The sequence below is a fragment of the Vicinamibacteria bacterium genome, assembly GCA_035620555.1.
GTDB lineage: Bacteria > Acidobacteriota > Vicinamibacteria > Marinacidobacterales > SMYC01 > DASPGQ01.
Genome location: DASPGQ010000341.1, coordinates 1 through 17,776 on the forward strand (window position 1 = coordinate 1; position 17,776 = coordinate 17,776).

17 protein-coding genes are annotated in these 17,776 nt (G+C 62.4%); 10 read left to right on the forward strand and 7 right to left on the reverse strand.

Going from position 1 to position 17,776, the window contains the following annotated elements:
* The 4 genes from VEK15_13875 to VEK15_13890 all read left to right on the forward strand — a co-directional run.
* A partial coding sequence (locus VEK15_13875; protein HXV61780.1) for an aminotransferase class I/II-fold pyridoxal phosphate-dependent enzyme occupies window positions 1-1,012 on the forward strand: 1,012 nt, incomplete at its 5' end.
* A complete protein-coding gene (locus VEK15_13880; protein HXV61781.1) occupies window positions 1,009-2,028 on the forward strand; it encodes a D-glycerate dehydrogenase in 1,020 nt (339 codons plus the stop codon). The genes VEK15_13875 and VEK15_13880, both read left to right, overlap by 4 nt.
* 69 nt (window positions 2,029-2,097) lie before the next feature.
* Window positions 2,098-2,484, forward strand: coding sequence for a metalloregulator ArsR/SmtB family transcription factor (locus VEK15_13885; protein HXV61782.1), 387 nt, complete (start codon window positions 2,098-2,100; stop codon window positions 2,482-2,484).
* A 1-nt stretch (window position 2,485) separates the two neighbouring features.
* Entirely contained in the window at window positions 2,486-3,007 is a 522-nt protein-coding gene (locus VEK15_13890) for an SRPBCC domain-containing protein (GenBank protein HXV61783.1), read from the forward strand.
* A gap of 9 nt (window positions 3,008-3,016) precedes the next feature.
* Here the strand turns inward: VEK15_13890 and VEK15_13895 are convergent, their stop codons facing one another.
* Genes VEK15_13895 through VEK15_13910 form a run of 4 tightly spaced genes read right to left on the reverse strand, consistent with a single transcriptional unit; the run spans window position 3,017 to window position 6,207 of the window.
* Window positions 3,017-4,336, reverse strand: coding sequence for a TRAP transporter large permease (locus VEK15_13895; protein HXV61784.1), 1,320 nt, complete (start codon window positions 4,334-4,336; stop codon window positions 3,017-3,019).
* On the reverse strand, window positions 4,333-4,830 hold the full coding sequence (locus VEK15_13900) for a TRAP transporter small permease (GenBank protein HXV61785.1): 498 nt from the start codon (window positions 4,828-4,830) through the stop codon (window positions 4,333-4,335). Before VEK15_13900 ends, VEK15_13895 begins: the two co-directional genes overlap by 4 nt.
* On the reverse strand, window positions 4,827-5,804 hold the full coding sequence (gene dctP / locus VEK15_13905; protein HXV61786.1) for a TRAP transporter substrate-binding protein DctP: 978 nt from the start codon (window positions 5,802-5,804) through the stop codon (window positions 4,827-4,829). The genes VEK15_13900 and dctP overlap by 4 nt, the downstream gene beginning before the upstream one ends.
* 52 nt (window positions 5,805-5,856) lie before the next feature.
* The gene (locus VEK15_13910) at window positions 5,857-6,207 is read right to left on the reverse strand and encodes a carboxymuconolactone decarboxylase family protein (GenBank protein HXV61787.1); all 351 of its coding nucleotides are present in this window, start codon (window positions 6,205-6,207) and stop codon (window positions 5,857-5,859) included.
* 73 nt (window positions 6,208-6,280) lie between these two features.
* Between VEK15_13910 and VEK15_13915 the strand changes: the two genes are divergently transcribed.
* Entirely contained in the window at window positions 6,281-8,494 is a 2,214-nt protein-coding gene (locus VEK15_13915) for a protein kinase (GenBank protein HXV61788.1), read from the forward strand.
* 44 nt (window positions 8,495-8,538) lie between these two features.
* Here the strand turns inward: VEK15_13915 and sixA are convergent, their stop codons facing one another.
* On the reverse strand, window positions 8,539-9,009 hold the full coding sequence (sixA, locus tag VEK15_13920; GenBank protein ID HXV61789.1) for a phosphohistidine phosphatase SixA: 471 nt from the start codon (window positions 9,007-9,009) through the stop codon (window positions 8,539-8,541).
* A gap of 133 nt (window positions 9,010-9,142) precedes the next feature.
* Here sixA and glgP point away from each other — a divergent pair, with 133 nt between their 5' ends.
* The 5 genes from glgP to thiI all read left to right on the forward strand — a co-directional run bounded on the left by glgP (window position 9,143) and on the right by thiI (window position 15,907).
* Window positions 9,143-10,840, forward strand: a complete 1,698-nt coding sequence (gene glgP / locus VEK15_13925) for an alpha-glucan family phosphorylase (protein ID HXV61790.1) — start codon at window positions 9,143-9,145, stop codon at window positions 10,838-10,840.
* Window positions 10,841-10,988: 148 nt separating this feature from the next.
* Window positions 10,989-11,642 (forward strand): GNAT family N-acetyltransferase, encoded by a 654-nt coding sequence (locus VEK15_13930; protein ID HXV61791.1) that lies wholly within the window; start codon window positions 10,989-10,991, stop codon window positions 11,640-11,642.
* Window positions 11,639-12,970 (forward strand): 4-aminobutyrate--2-oxoglutarate transaminase, encoded by a 1,332-nt coding sequence (gene gabT / locus VEK15_13935; GenBank protein ID HXV61792.1) that lies wholly within the window; start codon window positions 11,639-11,641, stop codon window positions 12,968-12,970. The genes VEK15_13930 and gabT overlap by 4 nt, the downstream gene beginning before the upstream one ends.
* A 5-nt stretch (window positions 12,971-12,975) precedes the next feature.
* Window positions 12,976-14,541, forward strand: coding sequence for an amidohydrolase (locus VEK15_13940; protein ID HXV61793.1), 1,566 nt, complete (start codon window positions 12,976-12,978; stop codon window positions 14,539-14,541).
* A 142-nt stretch (window positions 14,542-14,683) separates the two neighbouring features.
* Complete coding sequence (gene thiI, locus VEK15_13945; protein HXV61794.1) at window positions 14,684-15,907, forward strand: tRNA uracil 4-sulfurtransferase ThiI; 1,224 nt, start codon at window positions 14,684-14,686, stop codon at window positions 15,905-15,907.
* Between the two features lies 1 nt (window position 15,908).
* Here thiI and VEK15_13950 read toward each other — a convergent pair whose 3' ends face one another.
* The gene (locus VEK15_13950; protein HXV61795.1) at window positions 15,909-17,411 is read right to left on the reverse strand and encodes a glycosyltransferase family 39 protein; all 1,503 of its coding nucleotides are present in this window, start codon (window positions 17,409-17,411) and stop codon (window positions 15,909-15,911) included.
* Between the two features lie 55 nt (window positions 17,412-17,466).
* The coding region (locus VEK15_13955) for a PQQ-binding-like beta-propeller repeat protein (GenBank protein ID HXV61796.1) at window positions 17,467-17,776 on the reverse strand (310 nt) is incomplete at its 5' end.

Consider the following 17,776-nt stretch of genomic DNA (forward strand, 5'->3'; position numbering starts at 1 on the left):
CAAGCCTGCCATCGGTTACACGATGATGAGCTATGTGGACCCGGGTGACGAAATCATCTACCCGAGCCCGGGCTTCCCCATATACGAGTCGTGGGTCACCTACATGGGAGGCACACCCGTTCCCCTGCTCTTGCGCGAGGAGAAGGGCTTCGCCTTCGCGCCCGAAGACCTCGAGGCTCTCGTCTCGCCTAGGACGAAGGTCCTGATGCTCTGTTCTCCGTCCAACCCCACGGGAGGCGTGCTGTCCCGCGAGCTTCTCGAAGGTGTGGCGAAGCTGGTGGAGCGCAAGGCGCATCCCCACGTTCGCATCTATTCGGACGAGATCTACGAGCACATTTGTTTCGATGGCTTCGAGCACTTCTCCATCGCCTCGGTACCCTCGATGACCAAGCGAACGATCATTGCCAGCGGTCACTCGAAAGGTTACGCAATGACCGGCTGGCGGCTCGGCTGGTGCGTCCTTCCCACCGTGGAAGAAGCTGCGGTCTTCAAGCAGATCAACATCAATATCGTCAGCTGCGTTCCACCGTTCATTCAGGAGGCGGCACGCGAAGCGTTCGTGAGTCCCAAGACTCCCGAAGTGGTCCGCCACATGGTCGCCGAGTTCAAGAGAAGGCGTGACTACGTCGTTCCCGCCCTCAACGCCATCCCGGGAATTACCTGCGAGAAGCCTCTTGGCGCTTTCTACGTCTTTCCCAACGTAGACGGGGTCTGTGAGGCGCTCGGAGTGCACGCGTTCTACCGCACGCTTCCGGAGTCGCTCCGGGGTCGGACGAGCCCGGCTACGCTGCTGGTTCGCTTTCTCCTCTACTATCACGGTGTGGCCCTGGTCGATCGCCGGAGCTTTGGTGTTCTCGCGAGCGAAGGGCAGCATTTCGTGAGACTCTCCTATGCGACCGACATGGATTCGATCCGGGAAGGCGTCGCGCGGATAGGACGCGGCGCCGCGGACCGTGTGGGATTCGAGAAGTTCCTGAACGACTCCGAAGCCTTGGGGTTCGAGGCGCCATGAAGATATTCGCCACTCGCAGGATTCCTTCGGCCGGCCTTCTGATCCTGGAACGAGCCGGTCGCGTCGCGATTGCCCAGGACGCCGAAGACGAGCTCGTGCCGCGGGCGAAGGTGCTGGAAGGCGTCAAGGATGCGGACGTCCTGGTGTCGCTCCTCACCGAGAGAATCGATGGGGAAATCATGCGGGCGGGTGCCAGCCTCCGCGGCATTGCCAACTACGCCGTTGGGTACAACAACATCGACGTGGTAGCCGCGACCGAGCTCGGTCTGCCGGTCACGAACACCCCCGGCGTTCTGACCGACACCACGGCCGATCTCGCCTGGACCCTCATCATGGCCGTCGCTCGCAACGTCGTCTCTGCCGATCGCTATATGCGAGGGGGCAAGTACAAGATTTGGGGCCCGAGCCTCTTCCTCGGAGCCGACGTCAGTCGCGGAGGGGACGGGCGTCCGAAGGTCCTCGGTATCGTAGGCTTCGGACGCATCGGCCAGGCGGTTCTGCGCCGGGCATCGGGGTTCGACATGCGTTGTCTCGCTCACGATCCCCCCATGCAACAAATCATCGAGCGGACCGAGGGAGTGGAGTACGCCGAGCTGGATCGCCTCCTGGAGCTGAGTGACTTCGTCACCATCCATACGGATCTGAATCCTTCGACAAAGCATCTGTTCGGTGCCGAGGCATTCGACAAGATGAAGACAACGGCCATCCTGATCAATACCGCTCGCGGACCCATCGTCGACGAAAAGGCGCTCGTCGCAGCGCTTCGCGAGGGCAAGATCGCGGGGGCGGGGCTGGACGTTTTCGAGGACGAGCCTCTGATGGCGCCTGGGCTTGCCGATCTCGAAAACGTCGTCGTTCTACCCCATATCGCTTCGGCGAGCCGCGACACCCGCAACAAGATGGCAAGGATGTGTGCCGAGAACGCCGTTGCCCATGGCAGGCTCGAGCGCGCCCCGAATTGCGTCAATCCCGAGGTCTACGACACCGAGGCTTACCGGAAGCGAACTACCCGCTGAAATCCCCCTGAAATCTCCTCGAGCACGACCGATTGACAACCCTCCAAATATGTTATATTTTTATAACATATGGGTGCGGAACAAAGAACCGAGCTCGAGCCGGTTTGGAGGGCTCTGGCGAATCCGCTCCGGCGTAGAATCCTGGACATCCTGGCGGACGGCCCCTGTACGACCGGTGAGCTGGCCGAACGGTTCCCGGAGCATTCTCGCTTCGCGGTCATGCAGCACATCCGCGTGCTCGAAGCAGGCCACCTCGTCGTGCATCGACGGATGGGTCGAAAGCGATTCAACTATCTCAATCCAATTCCCATCCAGGAGATCTACCACCGGTGGGTGAGTCGGTATCAGCGACCCTGGGCCGAGGCCCTTTTGGCACTGAAGGGAGAGCTCGAGGCCGAGCAACAGAGCTCGAAGACTCGGGAGGAGAGGGGAAAGACGGGAAAGACGAGGAGATGACATGCCTGAAGGAAAGTTGAAGAACCATGTGCTCACCATCGAGATCGGTGTTCCGAGACAACGGGTTTGGGAGGAGATCACGAAAACCGGCCGAATCCAGAGAGCCATGGTGAACACGGTACTGGAGTCGAATCTCGTGCCTGGAAGCAAGCTCAGGTATTACAGCCCGAACATGAAGCATGTCTTCGTGGTGGGTGAGGTGATCGAAGTATCCCCGCCGAGGAAATTCTCCCACACCTACCTCTTCACTACGCGGCGCGAAGAGCCCAGTCTCGTTACCTGGGAGCTGGAAGAGACATCGGGCGGATGTCGGGTAACGCTCACTCACGGAGGATGGACGGACCAAGTCAAGACCCACAGGGAAGTCGTCGGCGGTTGGCGAGAGATACTGGATGCGCTCAAATCGGAGCTGGAGAGAGGAAGCATACCTTTGAAAACGAGGCTCTCCTATGGCGCGATGAGCTCACTCGCCTTTCTGTTGCCAAAGACGAGGGTTTCCGAAGTCGAGAAGGCAGGCTGGTAAGTTACGGCGTCAGGGGAGAGCTTCACCCATCAGCTTCCCGGGAAGCCAGGTCGCGAGTGCGGGAAAAAAGCAGAGGAGCACGATGGCGACGATCATACACAGCATGAAGGGCAATGCACCTTTCAGGACTGCGGGCAGGGCGATATCGGGAACGATGCCGTTGATCACGTACAGATTCAGTCCGACGGGAGGCGTGATGAGACCGATCTCCATGTTGACGGTGAGCACGACGGCGAACCAATAAGGATCGAAACCCGCCTTGGTAATGATGGGGAGCAATATGGGCGCGGCCATGAGGATGATGGCCACCGGTGGAAGAAAGAATCCGGCGACGAGCAGAAAGACGTTGATGAAGAACATCAGAATCCAGCGGTTCGCGTCCATCGAGACGATCCATTCGGCGAGAGACTGCGTCACGTAGAGGCTCGAGAGCATGTAGCTGAAGAGCCCCGAGGCGGCGATGATGAAGAGGATCATCACCGACTCGCGCGTCGAGTCCCGCATCACCTTCCAGAGCTCGGCCGGATGGAACACACGATAGATCAACGTCACCAGGAGGATCACGAGAAAGGCGCCGACCCCGGCGGTCTCGGACGGGGTAGCGACCCCTCCGTACAGGACGTAGACGACCGCGACGATGATGAGCAGAAAGGGTAGGACCTTGGGAAGCGACTCGAGCTTCTCTCGCCAGCTGGGAGCGGCCTCCGCCACGTTGGAGACCCGTTTCGAGCGCCAGGTCGCGAACAAGGCCCAGGCCATGAACAGCCCGGTCAAGAGTACTCCGGGTACGACTCCGGCGAGGAACAATCGGCCGATCGAGGTCTCGGTCGCGATTCCATAGACGATCATGGTGACGCTCGGGGGAATGAGAATGCCGAGAGTGCCGCCCGCCGCAATCGAGCCCGCCGCGAGGCTGTCGCTGAAGCCGCGAGCCCGCATGGCAGGTATGCCCATCTTTCCGATCGCCGCACAGGTCGCGGGCGACGATCCCGATAGGGCCGAGAAGAGGGCGCATCCCCCCAGATTCGAGATGACGAGCCCCCCCGGCACCCGGTACAGCCATCGGTCGAGCGCGTCGTAGAGATCGGATCCCGCGCGAGAAGCCGCAACCGCGGCCCCCATGACGATGAACATGGGAATCGCGAGGAGGGTGAAGTCGTCGAGAGTGCCGAAGAACAGCTCCGCCACGAGCGAAAGACTCGACGGACCTTCGAAGGCGACGAGAAAGCCGATCGAGACGATGCCGAGGCCCACGGCGACAGGCATGCCCGACAAGAGGACGAGAGCGGTGACGATCGCGATAACCGCCCCGGTGGTGAGAGGGTTCACCGCTGCGCCCCGGCGTGACCCGTGAGGAGCGCAAGAACGTCGGCGATGTACTGAAGCAACATGAGGCCGAACCCCAGAGGCAGCGACGCGTAGGGAATCCAAAGCGGCACCGCCCATACCGTTTCCGACAGCCAGTCACCGGCCCAGGCCTCGTACCAGAGCTCGAGGCCTGACCAGAGAAGAACGCCGCAGAAGATGATTCCCGCAAGCGCGCATCCGAGTGCGAGCCGACGGCGAGCGCCATCGGATAGATAAAGGGGGAGGAGGTCCACGCCGACGTGGCCGCGGATCATCAGGACGTAGGGGCTACCGACGAGCGTGGCCCCGACGAGCAAATAGGTCACGAGCTCGGTTTGCCACGCCGTGGGACTACGCAAGACGTACCGCACGAAGACCAGGTGGCATACGACCATTACCGAGAGGCCGATCATGAAAGCGGCAAGCATCCCGAAGAAACGGGAAGCCCTTCCCACTACGGAGATGAATGCGTTCACTCGACCCCGAGCGCTTGATCGAGAAGGGCCTTCCCGCCTTCGACCTCTTCGGCGAAGAGCCTGTAGGAAGTCTCGTTGGCCAGCGCGAGCCAACCATCGAGCTGCTCCGGGCTCAGGCGAACGACCCGCACGCCCGCCCTTTCGAAGGTGGACTCCGCCTCCCGGTCGAGCTCCTTCGCCTGCTGGGAAAAGAAGACTTCCGCTTTCACGCTCGCATCCTTCAGCGCCGCCTGCTGTTGGTCGGTCAGCCCGTCGAAGCTCCGCTTCGACATGAGTATCGGCTGGTACATGAACCAGAGCGCCGTCTCCCCCGGCGCGGTCAGGCATTGGACTTGCTCGTAGAGGCGAAAGGAAACGAAGCTGATGCTGCTCGTCATCGTTGCATCGAGCACCCCGGTCTGCATCGCGGTATAGATCTCGGAGCTGGGCATCGAAGTAATGGAGCCCCCGGCGCCCAGCAACATCTGTTCGAAGGCCTTGCCCGCACCGCGAATCGTCTGTCCCTTGATGTCCCCGGGAACGAGGATACATCCGCTCTTGGAGGCGAACCCTCCGGCAAGCCACGCGTCGGCGAGCACCAGGACGCCTTGCTCGGCGACCCGGCGCCGGATCTCGTCCATGAACGGAGAATCGTTGACTCGCTGGGCGTGCGCGTGGCTCTTCACCAGTCCGGGCATGAGGGTCAGATTGAACTCCGGATGTCGCCCCGCGGCGTAGGCCAAGGGGAATACCGAGATGTCGAGCCGTCCGCGCGTCATCGCCGGCCATTGCTCCGTGGCCTCGAAGAGCGACTGGCCGGGGTAGATGCGGATCTTCAGATCGACGCCGGCGGACTCCAGCTCCGTCCTGATGATCTCGAGCATCTCCCCGCGAACATCGCCGTCGGGCCACTGATGGCTGGCTCGAAGGATTCGGTTTTCCTGACAGGCGGCGAGCAGCAGAGCTGCGGAGAGAACGAGCCGGGGAACGCGCATCGAAGCGAGGTTCTAACAGATTTGGCGACGCGCGGTCAACGGAGTCGAAGCCTCAGGCTCCGGCTTCCTTCAGCTCGTTCAATATCGCCCGGGCATGTCGGAGATGAGGGATCACGATGGAGCCACCGACGACGAGCGCCACGTCGAAAGCTTCGGCAAACTCCGGCTCGGTTACTCCCGCTTCGCGGCACTGAAGCACATGGTAGGTGATGCAATCATTGCAGCGCAGGACCATCGAGGATGTGAGACCGAGAAGCTCCTTCGTCTTGGCCGATAGAGCGCCGTCGCGATAGACCCCGCTGTCCAAGTTGAAAAAGCGCTTCGTTTCTCTCGTACCCCCGGCGAGAATGGATTCGTTCATTTCGGTGCGAAAGCGGTTGAAGGCGTCGATTTTCTCTCCCATCGGTTCTCCTTTGCTTCAAGTTGCGATGCTACAATGGAAAATAACTCGTCTCACGGACGATTAGACACGGCTTATGTCCTCCCAACCCGAGCGGATCGGCAAGTACGAGATTCTCTCCGAGCTCGGGCGAGGTGCGATGGGTACGGTCTACAAAGCACGCGACCCCTCCCTCGACCGTCTCGTTGCCGTCAAGATGATGTCCGAGGAGCTGCTCATCGAGAAGGAGATGCGGGCCCGGTTCGACCGAGAGGCGAGATCGGCGGCGAACCTCCAGCATCCGAACATTGTCACCGTCTTCGATTTCGGCGAGGTCGCCCCCGATGGCGTTCCCTACATCGTCATGGAGCTGCTCGATGGTGTAAGTCTCGCGCAGCTCATGGAGTCTCACAGGCCCGAACGGCTGCAGGACAAGATCGATATCATCCTCCAAATCTGCCGCGGGCTCGATTTTGCGCACAAGCGAGGCGTGATCCACCGCGACGTCAAGCCGGGAAACATCCAGGTTCTTCCCGACGGGACGGCGAAGATCCTCGATTTCGGCGTGGCGCAGATGAGTGGGCCCACCAAGGATTTCAAGACGAAGACCGGCCTGGTATTGGGCACTCCCAACTATATGGCGCCGGAGCAGATCTCGACCGACACCGTGGACCATCGTGCCGACATGTGGGCCGTCGGCGTGATTGCCTATGAGCTCCTGACCGGCGACAGGCCGTTCGTCGCCACGACGGTTGCCAGCCTCGTCTATCAAATCGTTCACGCGACCCCCCGGCCGATGGACGGGCGAAAGCTGGGCGTTCCACCCGAGATCGTCGCCGTGATCGACCGGATTCTCGTCAAGCAGCCGAACGGGCGCTTTCGCGATCTGGCGGAAACGGCGAACGCCATCGAGAACGCCATGGGAGCTCCCTCTTCGTTCAAGGAACTGTCGAACGAGGCGCGGGCACGCGGTTACCGGACGAACCTCGAGCTGGCGAAGAGCCTGCTCTCCGGCGGACAACCGCAACGAGCCCTCGAGGCGGCTCGGCGGGCGCAGGCGCTCGAGCCCGCTCACGGCTCGGTCGTGGATCTCATACATGAGATCGAGGTGGCGCTCATTGATATTCAGACGGAGCCTACTCTCTTCAATGAAGCGATCGCACCCCCGTCACCGGAAGCGTCTCGTTGGGTCGATGAAGCACGCATGGCGCTCACTGCCGGAGAACGCAGCGAGGCCCTCCGGATCGTCGAGGACGTCCTTTCGTTGACGCCCGGATTCGAGCCGGCGCTCGAGCTCCGCGAATTGTTGCAGAAACCGGGGAGGCCCGGCAGGGTCAGGACCGGATCGCTGCGCCCGCAGACCTACCGCCTGGCGCGAGTGCGCCCGACACTGACTTACAAGCAAATCGCCTCGTTCGGCGAGCCTCCCGGAGTGCAGGTGATCGCCATGGGACCCCGAACGCGGCTCGTGGCTGCCGGAGGCGTCGACGGTTCGGTCCGGTTGTGGGACCTCGAATCGAAACGCAAGCTCACGAGCTTTCGCACGGCGCTCCATCAACGAGCGGGACACGAGGCTCTGGTCACGTCGCTCGCCTTCTCTCCCGACGGCGCGTTTCTGGCGTCGGGCCATGTCGATGGCAAAGTCCACCTCTGGAGCATGGACACCGGCCAGGAGATTCCAGTGCGCATGCGGCACGATGACTCGATCGGTCAGGTCGCCTTTTCTCCCGACGGGGAAACGCTCGCCTCGGGCGGACTCGACTCGACGTTGAAGCTGTGGAAGCTCAGTCAGCTTCGACGCGGTGAGGCCGAAAGAAGGCTGATACGGCAGCCTTCGGGCGTTACGTCTCTCGCCTATTCGCACGACGGAGTCCATCTCATCTGCGGACATACGAATCGCGTCCTCCGTGTCCATGATGCGCGCACCGGACGATTGACGGCGACTCTGCGGGGCCACGGCGCGGCGGTGAGCGTCATCGCCGTATCTCCCAACGGAGACTTCATCGCCACCGGTGGGAGGGATTGCACCATTCACATGTTCGACCTCCTTCGCCGTGAGGAAGGCAAGCCGCTCACGGGACACAAGAAGTCAATCGCCGGCCTCGCATACTTTCCCGGCGGGGCCGAGCTCGCGAGCGTCGCCATGGACTCGAGCCTCGTTCTTTGGAACGTGGATACGGCGACGGCACGGGCAACGCTCTGGGGCGGCCCCGACGACAGTTTCGTCGGCGTATGCGTTACCGGTGGCGACGAGCCGTGGATCGTCGCGGGACTTGGCGACGGGGGCATCCGGATCTGGGCGCCCGAATGATCACGGTGTGCAGGGTGATAAGAACTCGGCCCACCCTGCGCACTCTAAGACATGACGCCGGTCGGCATTACCAGCTGAAGGCTCCACCGGTCGTCGTCCCGGCGATCCAACCGGATCAGTGCGGCGGGGTGGAAAACGACGACGGGTTTGCTTTCGTCCTGCGCGAGCAATGCGCCTGCGATCCGGCCCAGGTAAGGCAGATGTCCCACGACCATGACGTTCTGCTCGAGACCGGCGGCCTCGCGACGCAACGGATTGATGTCGTCGTTGGGTCCGAGGCCCGGTAGCTGACGCCTCGGGCACCCGAGAGCGCGCTCGAACTCCTGGGCGGTTTGCACCGCGCGCAGCTTGTCGGAGTGCCGGATCTCGACCACCTTGACTCCCAGCCGGGCTGCGAAATGGGCCGAGCGCCGCGCTTGGGCAAGGCCGTTCTGGCTCAGCGGGGGGCCACCGTCCCGATCCCGCTCCGGGACGGGTTGATCCGCCTCCCCGTGACGCACGAGGTAGAGCTCCATAAGTCGATACCTCTCTCTCCGTCTCCCAAGGAATGTTTGGAAGTGAAGTCTCTGATAAAATTCTAACGAACATCCCCACAGCTTTCTACAATGAATCACAGCGACTCATATGCAAGCAGGAGGACAACGCGGTTTGCTGGAGACAACGATCGCTTATTTCTCTATGGAGATCGGGCTTTCACACCGAATGCCCACCTACTCGGGAGGTCTCGGTGTGCTTGCCGGCGATACCCTCAGGGCCGCGGCCGATTGGGGTCTTCCGCTCGCCGCCGTGACCCTGATCCATCGAAACGGCTACTTTCGCCAGAGGATCGACGCCTCGGGCCAACAACTCGAAGAGCCCGATGCCTGGAACGTCGCCGATCACCTCACCGAGATGCAACCCAGGGTGCAGGTAGAGGTCGAGGGCCAGACCGTCGTCCTTCGGGGATGGCTCGCGGTGATCGAGGGAGTCCTGGGCCACAAGATCCCGGTCTATTTCCTGGACAGCGACCTCGAAGAGAATACCGAGGAGCAGAGGCGACTCACCGACGTCCTCTATGGTGGTGACCATCGTCACCGGCTTTGCCAGGAGATCATCCTCGGTATCGGTGGGCTGCGCTTCCTCCGGGCGATGGGGCACGACGGGCTCGACACCTATCACATGAACGAGGGTCATTCGAGCCTGCTGACGCTGGAGCTGATGCACCTGGCCGCTCGGCGCGCCGGTCGCAAGGTACCTTCCTCCTCGGACGTGAGTCACGTCAAGAACCACTGCGTGTTCACCACCCACACGCCCGTCGCCGCGGGGCACGACCGTTTTCCCAAGGAGCTTTTCGAAAGACTCCTTCCCAAGGAGTTGTTTCTGCACCTCGCCCAGCTCTTCCCGGGCGACGTCGTCAACATGACCGAGCTCGCGCTCTTGCACAGTCGCTACGTCAACGGGGTCGCGCGCCGACATGGCGAGGTGGCCCGCGGAATGTTCGGAGGGTACGACGTCTCGGCGATCACGAACGGCGTCCACGCCGCAACCTGGGCGGCACCCTCGATCGCACGACTGTTCGATCGGCACGTTCCCGGATGGCGAGAGGACAACCAGAGCCTGCGCTACATGAGCGCCGTGCCTCTCGAAGAGCTCGTGGAAGCTCACCGGATCGCAAAACAGGATCTCCTCTCGGCGATCAAGGAGTCATTGCAGATCGAGCTGGACGAGAAGGTGATCACGATTGGCTTCGCCCGTCGGGCCACGGCCTACAAACGGGCCGACCTCGTGTTTCGAGACGTCGACAGGTTGAATCAGATCGCCGAGAAGGCCGGTCCCATGCAGTTCGTCTACGCGGGGAAGGCCCATCCTCGCGACGAGCGAGGCAAAGCCATCATCCAGAGGGTCCTCTCGGTTCGCGAGAAACTCTCCCCGAAGATCCGGCTCGTCTATCTGGAGAACTACAACATGAGACTGGGGGCGCTCCTCACCGCGGGCTCCGACCTGTGGCTGAATACGCCGGAGGCGCCGAAGGAAGCTTCGGGGACCAGCGGCATGAAAGCGGCCCTCAACGGCGTACCCAGTTTGAGCATCCTCGACGGTTGGTGGATCGAGGGATATATCGAGGGTGTAACCGGTTGGTCGATCGGCGAGACCCCCAAGCTGTCCTCGGAGCCGGACGGGGAGGCGGACGCTGCGAGCTTGTATGACAAGCTGGAGAGGGTAATCCTCCCTCTCTTTTACCGCGACCTTTCCGGCTACATGGAAGTGGCTCGACATGCCATCGCCCTGAACGGTAGTTTCTTCAACACCGAGCGGATGGTAAGCGAGTATGCGCGCCAGGCTTATCGACTCTCGCGAGAAGTCTAGGCAGGCTGATGAAAAAGTACAATCCAGCCTGCGCGAGCGGAGCGAGCCCGGCGCGCTCGCCGCGCCGTAAGCAGCCCGAGCCGTGGCGGCACGATCGATTACGGGTCCCGCCACGGCATTGAGCACTCTAGACCGGAAGCACTCTTCGATGAGCTACGAGAAACGCCTGGAAAGCGGCATCGTGATTTGCTCCACCCTTCCGCGACACGCGCGTGCTCTCGAGCAGCTCCAGCTTCTCGTTTTTCCAACCCTGGACGACTCGGAACGCTTCAAGGAAGCCCACTACCGCAAGCACGTCGAGATTTTCCCCGAGGGGCAGTTCGTGGCTCTCGATGGGAAGCGTGTCGTGGGAATGACGACGACGATCCGTACTCTCTTCGATTTCGATCACCCCCAGCATACGTTCGCCGACATGATTCAAGGCGGATGGCTCACGTCGCACGATCCCGAGGGAGACTGGCTCTATGGCGCGGACATCGGCACCGATCCCGCCTATCGCCGACGGGGAATCGCCCGGGGGCTCTACGCCGCGCGACACGACACCGTGAAACGCCTGGGTCTCAAGGGGCAGGTAACCGTGGGCATGTTGCGGGGCTATGGGGATCTGAAGGGAACGATGAGCGCCGAGGCCTACTACCAGGCTCTTCTAAGAGGGCAGCTGACCGACCCGACTATCTCGGCCCAGATGAGAATCGGTTTCGAGCCGCTGGGCCTCGTTTCCGACTACCTTCATGATCCAGCATGTGACAACTATGGTGTGCTCCTCGTTCTCGCGGCCGACAAGGAGGTCCATTCAAGATGAGCAGCATCGTTCTGAAGACGGAGATTCCGGGTCCCAAGGCGAAAGAATGGCTCGCGAGGAGGGCGAAGGCGGTGTCGGGGGGGTTGGGCCGAGCCACCGATGTGGTCGTCGAGAGCGCGAACGGGGCCCTGGTTCGAGACGTCGACGGGAATACGCTCATCGACTTTGCCGGTGGAATCGGCATGCTGGCGGTGGGCCACTGTCCGAAATCGGTAGTCCAGGCGGTCTCGGTGCAGGCGGAGAAGCTCATCCACATGTGTGCTCTGGTAGGAACGTACGAGCCCTACGTGCGGCTCGCCGAGCTCCTCAACTCCATCACGCCGGGCGATTTCGAGAAGAAGACCCTGCTCTCGAACAGCGGAGCCGAGGCGGTCGAGAACGCCGTGAAGCTCGCTCGCGCTTACACGAAACGACCGGCCATCATCGTGTTCGAGGGGGCCTATCACGGCCGGACGCTTCTCACCATGAGCCTCACGAGCAAGTACGCCCTCTTCAAGAAAGGCTTCGGGCCGTTCGCGCCCGAGATCTATCGGCTTCCGGCACCCAATCTGTACCGCCGGCCACAGTCGATGGGCGCAGAAGACTACGTGAGCACCTGCATCGCTCAGCTCGAGAACGGCCTCGTCGCTCAGGTCGACCCGTCCGCCGTCGCCGCGGTCCTGATAGAGCCCGTCCAGGGAGAGGCGGGATTCATCCCCCTTCCCGCGCGTTTCCTCGAGCGTATCCGAGCCTTGTGCGACGAGCACGGCATGCTCTTGATCGCCGACGAGATCCAATGCGGTATGGGCCGCACGGGAAAGCTCTTCGCAATCGAGCATTACGGTATCGCACCCGATCTGATCACCATGGCAAAATCGCTCGGGGCCGGCATGCCAATCAGCGCGGTGACGGGCAGGGCCGAGGTCATGGACGCGGCGCATTTCGGAGGGGTTGGGGGAACGTACGGGGGGAGTCCGCTCGGCTGCGTTGCCGCCCTCGAGGCCGTGGAAGCGATTCGCCGCCCGGACTTCCTCGCTCGGGCCTGCGAGATAGGTAAGCTCATCGAGAGCCGTCTCGCCCAATGGTACGATCGCTTCCCCCTGGTGGGTGACGTACGCGGGCTGGGCCCGATGAGGCTCGTAGAGTTCGTGCGCGATCGCGAAACGAGGCAGCCCGCGCCCGAGGAGACGCTCTCCATCATCAAGCGCGCCGTGGCGAGCGGTTTGGTCCTGATACGGGCCGGTCTCTACAGCAACTGCATCCGGTTGATGCCCCCTCTGGTCGCGGACGATGCCGTCCTCCAAGAGGGTCTCGACGTCCTCGAGGAGTCGATTGCCGCTCGCAGCTGAAGCTCATGCTGGACTCGTTCTTCTTCAACGGCAAGCTGCTCACCCAGGATGAAAACCGGCCGACTGCCGAGGCGCTCGCGGTGAAGGGCGGGCGAATCCATGCAGTTGGATCGCGAGACGAGCTGGAGGGGCTCGTCGGTCCCGAGACCGTGAGGCTCGATCTCGAAGGAGGAACGCTGCTACCTGGCTTCAACGATTCGCACGTCCACGTGTGGAAGATCGGTCAGCTCTTGACGAGTATTCTCGATTTGAGGTCGATTGGGAGTCTGCCGGAGCTCGCCGCGATGCTGCGTCGTCGCGACCGTGAGCTCTCCCCCGGTCAATGGCTCTTGGGCCGGGGCTACAACGAGGCCCGATTGAGCGAAGGTCGCCAACCGACTCGGCGGGATCTCGACGAAGCCGTTTCCCGAAGGCCCATCGCGTTGACCCGAACCTGCGGCCACATGCTCGTGGCCAGCTCTCGAGGGCTCGAGATTGCCGGCGTCACCCGCGACACCTCCGATCCCCCGGGTGGCACGATCGTTCGTGATGCGTCGGGAGAGCCCACCGGGCTTCTCCAGGAGACGGCGATGGGCTTCGTGAAGGCCGTCCTTCCCGAACCGACGCCGGCCGAGTATGCCGAGATGATTCGTGCGGCTCAGGCCGGGCAACTGTCCAAGGGCATCACCAGCGCGACCGAAGCGGGTGCTTACCCCGATCTGGTTAGCGCCTACCGGGAGCTCGAGCGTGCCGGAGAGCTTCGCCTGCGCGCCAACGTCATGGCGATGCGACTGGCGGACGAGGAAGTCAAACCCCTTCCGCTTCCCGAACGTTTCGTGTCGGATTTTCTCCGGGTCGACTCGGTGAAGTTATTCGCCGACGGAGGACTGTCGGGTGCCACCGCGGCCTTGAGGGGTACGTACCGCCACGAGCCGACTCATGGACTTCTTCGAGCTCGGACCGACGAGCTCCTCGCCCTCGCGCTCGAGGCCCAGGAGGCGGGTTTACGCGTTTGCTGCCATGCAATCGGTGATGCCGCCATCGATACTGTCCTCGACGCCTACGAACGGCTCGGGCGGCCGGGTCACCGGGTGGAACATTTCGGGCTTCCGGATGATTCTCAGATCGCCCGGGCGCGACGCCTCGGCGTCGCCGTCGCTCCCCAGTCGGTGTTCATTCATGACCTCGGGCCAAATTTTCGTCGCTACCTCGGTGAGGAGTATCTGAATCGTCTCTACCCCATCCGCTCCATGCTTCGGGCAGGGCTCGTGGTCGCGTTGGGATCGGATGCCCCCGTCGTTCCTGACGACAATCCACTCCTCGGGATCCGAGCAGCGGTGACACGACGCGATGTGGAGGGAACGATCATCGCACCGCAGGAGTCGATTACCGCAAAAGAGGGGATCGATGCTTATACGATGGGGAGCGCGAAAGCGAGCGGCGACGCTTCTGACCGGGGCAGCCTCGAGCCGGGTAAATGGGCGGATTTGGTGCTCCTCGATCGAGACCCTCTCGAGACTCCTCCAGAGGAGCTGGCTGACCTGCGTGTCCTGGCAACGTTCGTCGGAGGGGAAGAGCGCTATCGCGCGTGACAGAGCTCGAAGAAACCGGGGGCGTCGCCGGAGATCCCCCCATCTGTCCCACGCAATCGTGGCCCCCCAAACCAACAGCCGGAGCTCCCCCGGCGACGGCGGGTATTCTCTCATAGAATCGCCGAATTGGTAAGCTAGTTTTATGCCTTCACCGGTCAATATTTTGCTCCGGTCCCCGGAAATCACCTTGAAGCGCCGGAACCAGAGCGAATTCTGGTCGCTCCTTCGGGAAAACGTCCAGCACTACCTCGACCACGCGGGCATTTCCTGGCCGGTCAAGAACGCCCGTGCGAGGCTCGACGTCGATGCGGGAACGGTGTTCGGACCCGAGCTGGAAAAGGCCCTCGGCATTCTGGAGCGCGTTGCCGGCGTCGATTCGTTGGCCGCCGCTCTGCGGCTTCCTCCAGAACGCTCGCTCATCGAAGATGCCATGGTCGCGAGCGCGAGCGAGTGTTACGAAGATGACAGGAGCTTTGCCGTTCGGGTCCACCGCGTAGACAAGCGGTTTCCGCTCACGTCGTCCCAGATGGAGGTTCTCCTCGGGGACGCCATCCGCGAGCGCACGAGCTGGGACCGCGTCGATCTTTCCCGGCCTCACCGTACCTTCTACGTCGATATCTACCGAGAAGCCGCCTTCGTCTACCACGAGCGGCTGAAGGGCGTCGGCGGTCTTCCGGTGGGAGTGAGCGGGCGGGTTCTGAGCTTGCTGTCGGGAGGAATCGACTCGCCGGTGGCCTCGTTTCTTCTCGCCCGCCGGGGCGCCCGCATCGATTGGTTTCACATGAGTGCGTCGCACGTGACGGAAGTCGAGCTGCACGACTCGGTAGTCTCCCGGATCGCGAAACAACTGAGTCGCACCACCTTGCGCTCCCGCCTCTTCGTCGTTCCATACACTCATTTCGACTTGGCGCTCCGAGGAGGCAATACCGGCTACGAGCCGGTTCTGTTCCGACGGTTTCTCTTCCGGGCCGCGGAGGAGCTTGCCCGCCGCATCGGTTCCGACGCCCTCGGTACCGGCGACAGCCTCGCGCAAGTCGCCTCGCAAACGATGGAGAACATCGTCGCCAGCAGCAAGGCCATCGAAGCCCTGGTCTTGAGGCCGCTGGTGGGCCTCGACAAACAGCAGATCATGGATCTCGCCCGGCGCATCGGGACCTACGAGATCTCCATCGAGCCCTACAAGGACTGTTGCGCGCTGTACTCCCGCCGCGTGAGAACGAGAGCCCGCCACGAGGCGCTCGAGGCGATCGAAAAGCGTGTGCTGCCGGGTTATGACGATCTGATACGTCGATCACTCGACGACTTGATTTGGGCGGAGTACGACTGCGGCGATCTCGCCGCGATTCACAGCGAGGCGTGTGTGTAGCTCATTCCGCGCGTTGATAGACGCGAATGAGAGGGTTGAGCTTGCCGATGTTGCCGAGGATGCCGTCGAAATCGAGCAAGACCCAACTTGGCTCGGTCCGGTGCTCGAAGACGAGAGCATAGCCAGCGCGCCCCGCGCTCAGTTCCTCGAACAGCACTCTCTCGCGGGAACCCGTCTCGAATCGCTCGGTGAAGTCGGCATTCACGACGAGATAGTCGGGACTCGAGCGGGAGAGAACCGAGGGAGTGGGCCGGAGCCGTTTCGCGCGGAAGGGGTGAAGCCGTGGAAGATAGTACTCCGGGCCCATGTAGCCAACGACTTCGGCCGGTTTCACCTGCTGGTGGAGCCACGCCTCTGCGGTGTAGCGCGAGTCTTGAAGCAGCAAGAAGTCGACCGAAGCCGCCCGGGCAAGCGAGAAGGCGAAGACGACTCCGATGGCGATCCGATATCCGGCGCCCCGGCGCCAAACCACGGAAATCAGGAGCCCGCCAAAGGGAGCGAGGAGAAACCCGAGAGGAAGAGCATACCGGAGCCAGGTGCTCAGCACCGGGGCGATGAAGAAGCCGTAATAAGAAACGGCGGCGAGGAGAAGCCAGATGGCCCGCGACCGCCGCTGAATGGCCAGACCGGCCCCCAAGAGACTGGCGATCGTCAGAGGCCAACCCAGGGAGAATGTGATGTGCTTGAAAGTCTGCGACAGAATTGCGAACTGGGCACCCACCCCGCTGGGGAATGCTCCGTAGTGCCTACGCGCCCAGAGGATCTCCTGGAAGTGGTGGATGAATCCCTCGAAGTTGAAGAAGATGTTATGGAGTCCCAGGAACAAGCCGAGAGCGAGCGCGAACGAGAGCACGACGGGCCGGTCGAGGATGCGCCGGTTCTCGCGATACCGGCGATAGAAGAAGTAGGCCAGGGGGAGAACGTAAAAGGCGAAGGCCTGATCTTTCGTCAGCATCGCCAGAACCGCGGTCGCGGCGAAAGCGAGGAAATCCCGAATGGCCTCGGTGCGCATCGCGCGAACGAAGAAATAGAGAGACAGCAGAACCCAGAACGCAGCGGGAACGTCCAGGTTGGCCGTCTTGGCATAGTAGACGAAGGGAACGTTGAGCGCCGCGATCGCAGCGGCGAAGAGCGCCGCGGTGGAATCGAGGAGCTCTCTTCCCAGAGCGTGGACCACGAGCAAGATTCCGACACCCATCCCGAGCGAGATCGCCCTCCCGATGGCGATCAGGAGCGTCGCGTGCTCGACGTTTCGCGGATCGGCGAAATCCAACGCCAGGGCGGGAAGGTAGGCGAGTGCGAGCACGTAATAGGACAGTGGGGGATAGGCCGGCTGGTGCCAGTCCCCGGAGAACCTCACCTCGATGCCCGATAAGATGACGGACGGCTGGAGCTCGTCGGGGGCCCAGCCATGGAGGGACGGCAGGCCCCACCAGACGGCGGTGACGTTCAGAACGAGGCTCGCGCCGATGATGGCGTAAAGCGCGAGGCGATTTGTCCGCATCGTCGCGAAGTCTAGCGAGGGTTCGCAAGACCCGCAAAAGCCTCTCCCGAGGTGACTATTCGGGAAGCGCGAAGGTGAAGATGCTGCTTCCCACCGCCACGGTCACCCTTTGCCGTCCGTCGGACAGGTAGGTGATTGGGGAGGCGTGGACGGTGCGGCCGGCGTAGAAGTGCCAGAGCTCTTCGCCCGTCGTATCGTCGAGAGCGAACAGATAACCGCTCCGGGTCCCGCCGAAAACGAGCCCGCCGGCGGTCGAGAGGAGCCCCGCGGCCGACGGCTCGATGGGAAACTCCCACTTCAGCTCACCGGTCAGGCTATCCAGAGCACGAATCGCACCGATCCAGTCGTTTCGGACTTCGTCTCGA

Excerpts from the sequence above, each read along its gene's own strand:
- VEK15_13880 (HXV61781.1), top strand. The coding sequence starts at position 1,009 with ATGAAGATATTCGCCACTCGCAGGATTCCTTCGGCCGGCCTTCTGATC.
- gabT (HXV61792.1), top strand. The coding sequence starts at position 11,639 with ATGAGCAGCATCGTTCTGAAGACGGAGATTCCGGGTCCCAAGGCGAAA.
- VEK15_13910 (HXV61787.1), bottom strand. The coding sequence starts at position 6,207 with ATGGGAGAGAAAATCGACGCCTTCAACCGCTTTCGCACCGAAATGAAC.
- VEK15_13940 (HXV61793.1), top strand. The coding sequence starts at position 12,976 with ATGCTGGACTCGTTCTTCTTCAACGGCAAGCTGCTCACCCAGGATGAA.
- thiI (HXV61794.1), top strand. The coding sequence starts at position 14,684 with ATGCCTTCACCGGTCAATATTTTGCTCCGGTCCCCGGAAATCACCTTG.
- VEK15_13885 (HXV61782.1), top strand. The coding sequence starts at position 2,098 with ATGGGTGCGGAACAAAGAACCGAGCTCGAGCCGGTTTGGAGGGCTCTG.
- dctP (HXV61786.1), bottom strand. The coding sequence starts at position 5,804 with ATGCGCGTTCCCCGGCTCGTTCTCTCCGCAGCTCTGCTGCTCGCCGCC.
- VEK15_13950 (HXV61795.1), bottom strand. The coding sequence starts at position 17,411 with ATGCGGACAAATCGCCTCGCGCTTTACGCCATCATCGGCGCGAGCCTC.
- VEK15_13915 (HXV61788.1), top strand. The coding sequence starts at position 6,281 with ATGTCCTCCCAACCCGAGCGGATCGGCAAGTACGAGATTCTCTCCGAG.
- sixA (HXV61789.1), bottom strand. The coding sequence starts at position 9,009 with ATGGAGCTCTACCTCGTGCGTCACGGGGAGGCGGATCAACCCGTCCCG.
- VEK15_13930 (HXV61791.1), top strand. The coding sequence starts at position 10,989 with ATGAGCTACGAGAAACGCCTGGAAAGCGGCATCGTGATTTGCTCCACC.
- VEK15_13890 (HXV61783.1), top strand. The coding sequence starts at position 2,486 with ATGCCTGAAGGAAAGTTGAAGAACCATGTGCTCACCATCGAGATCGGT.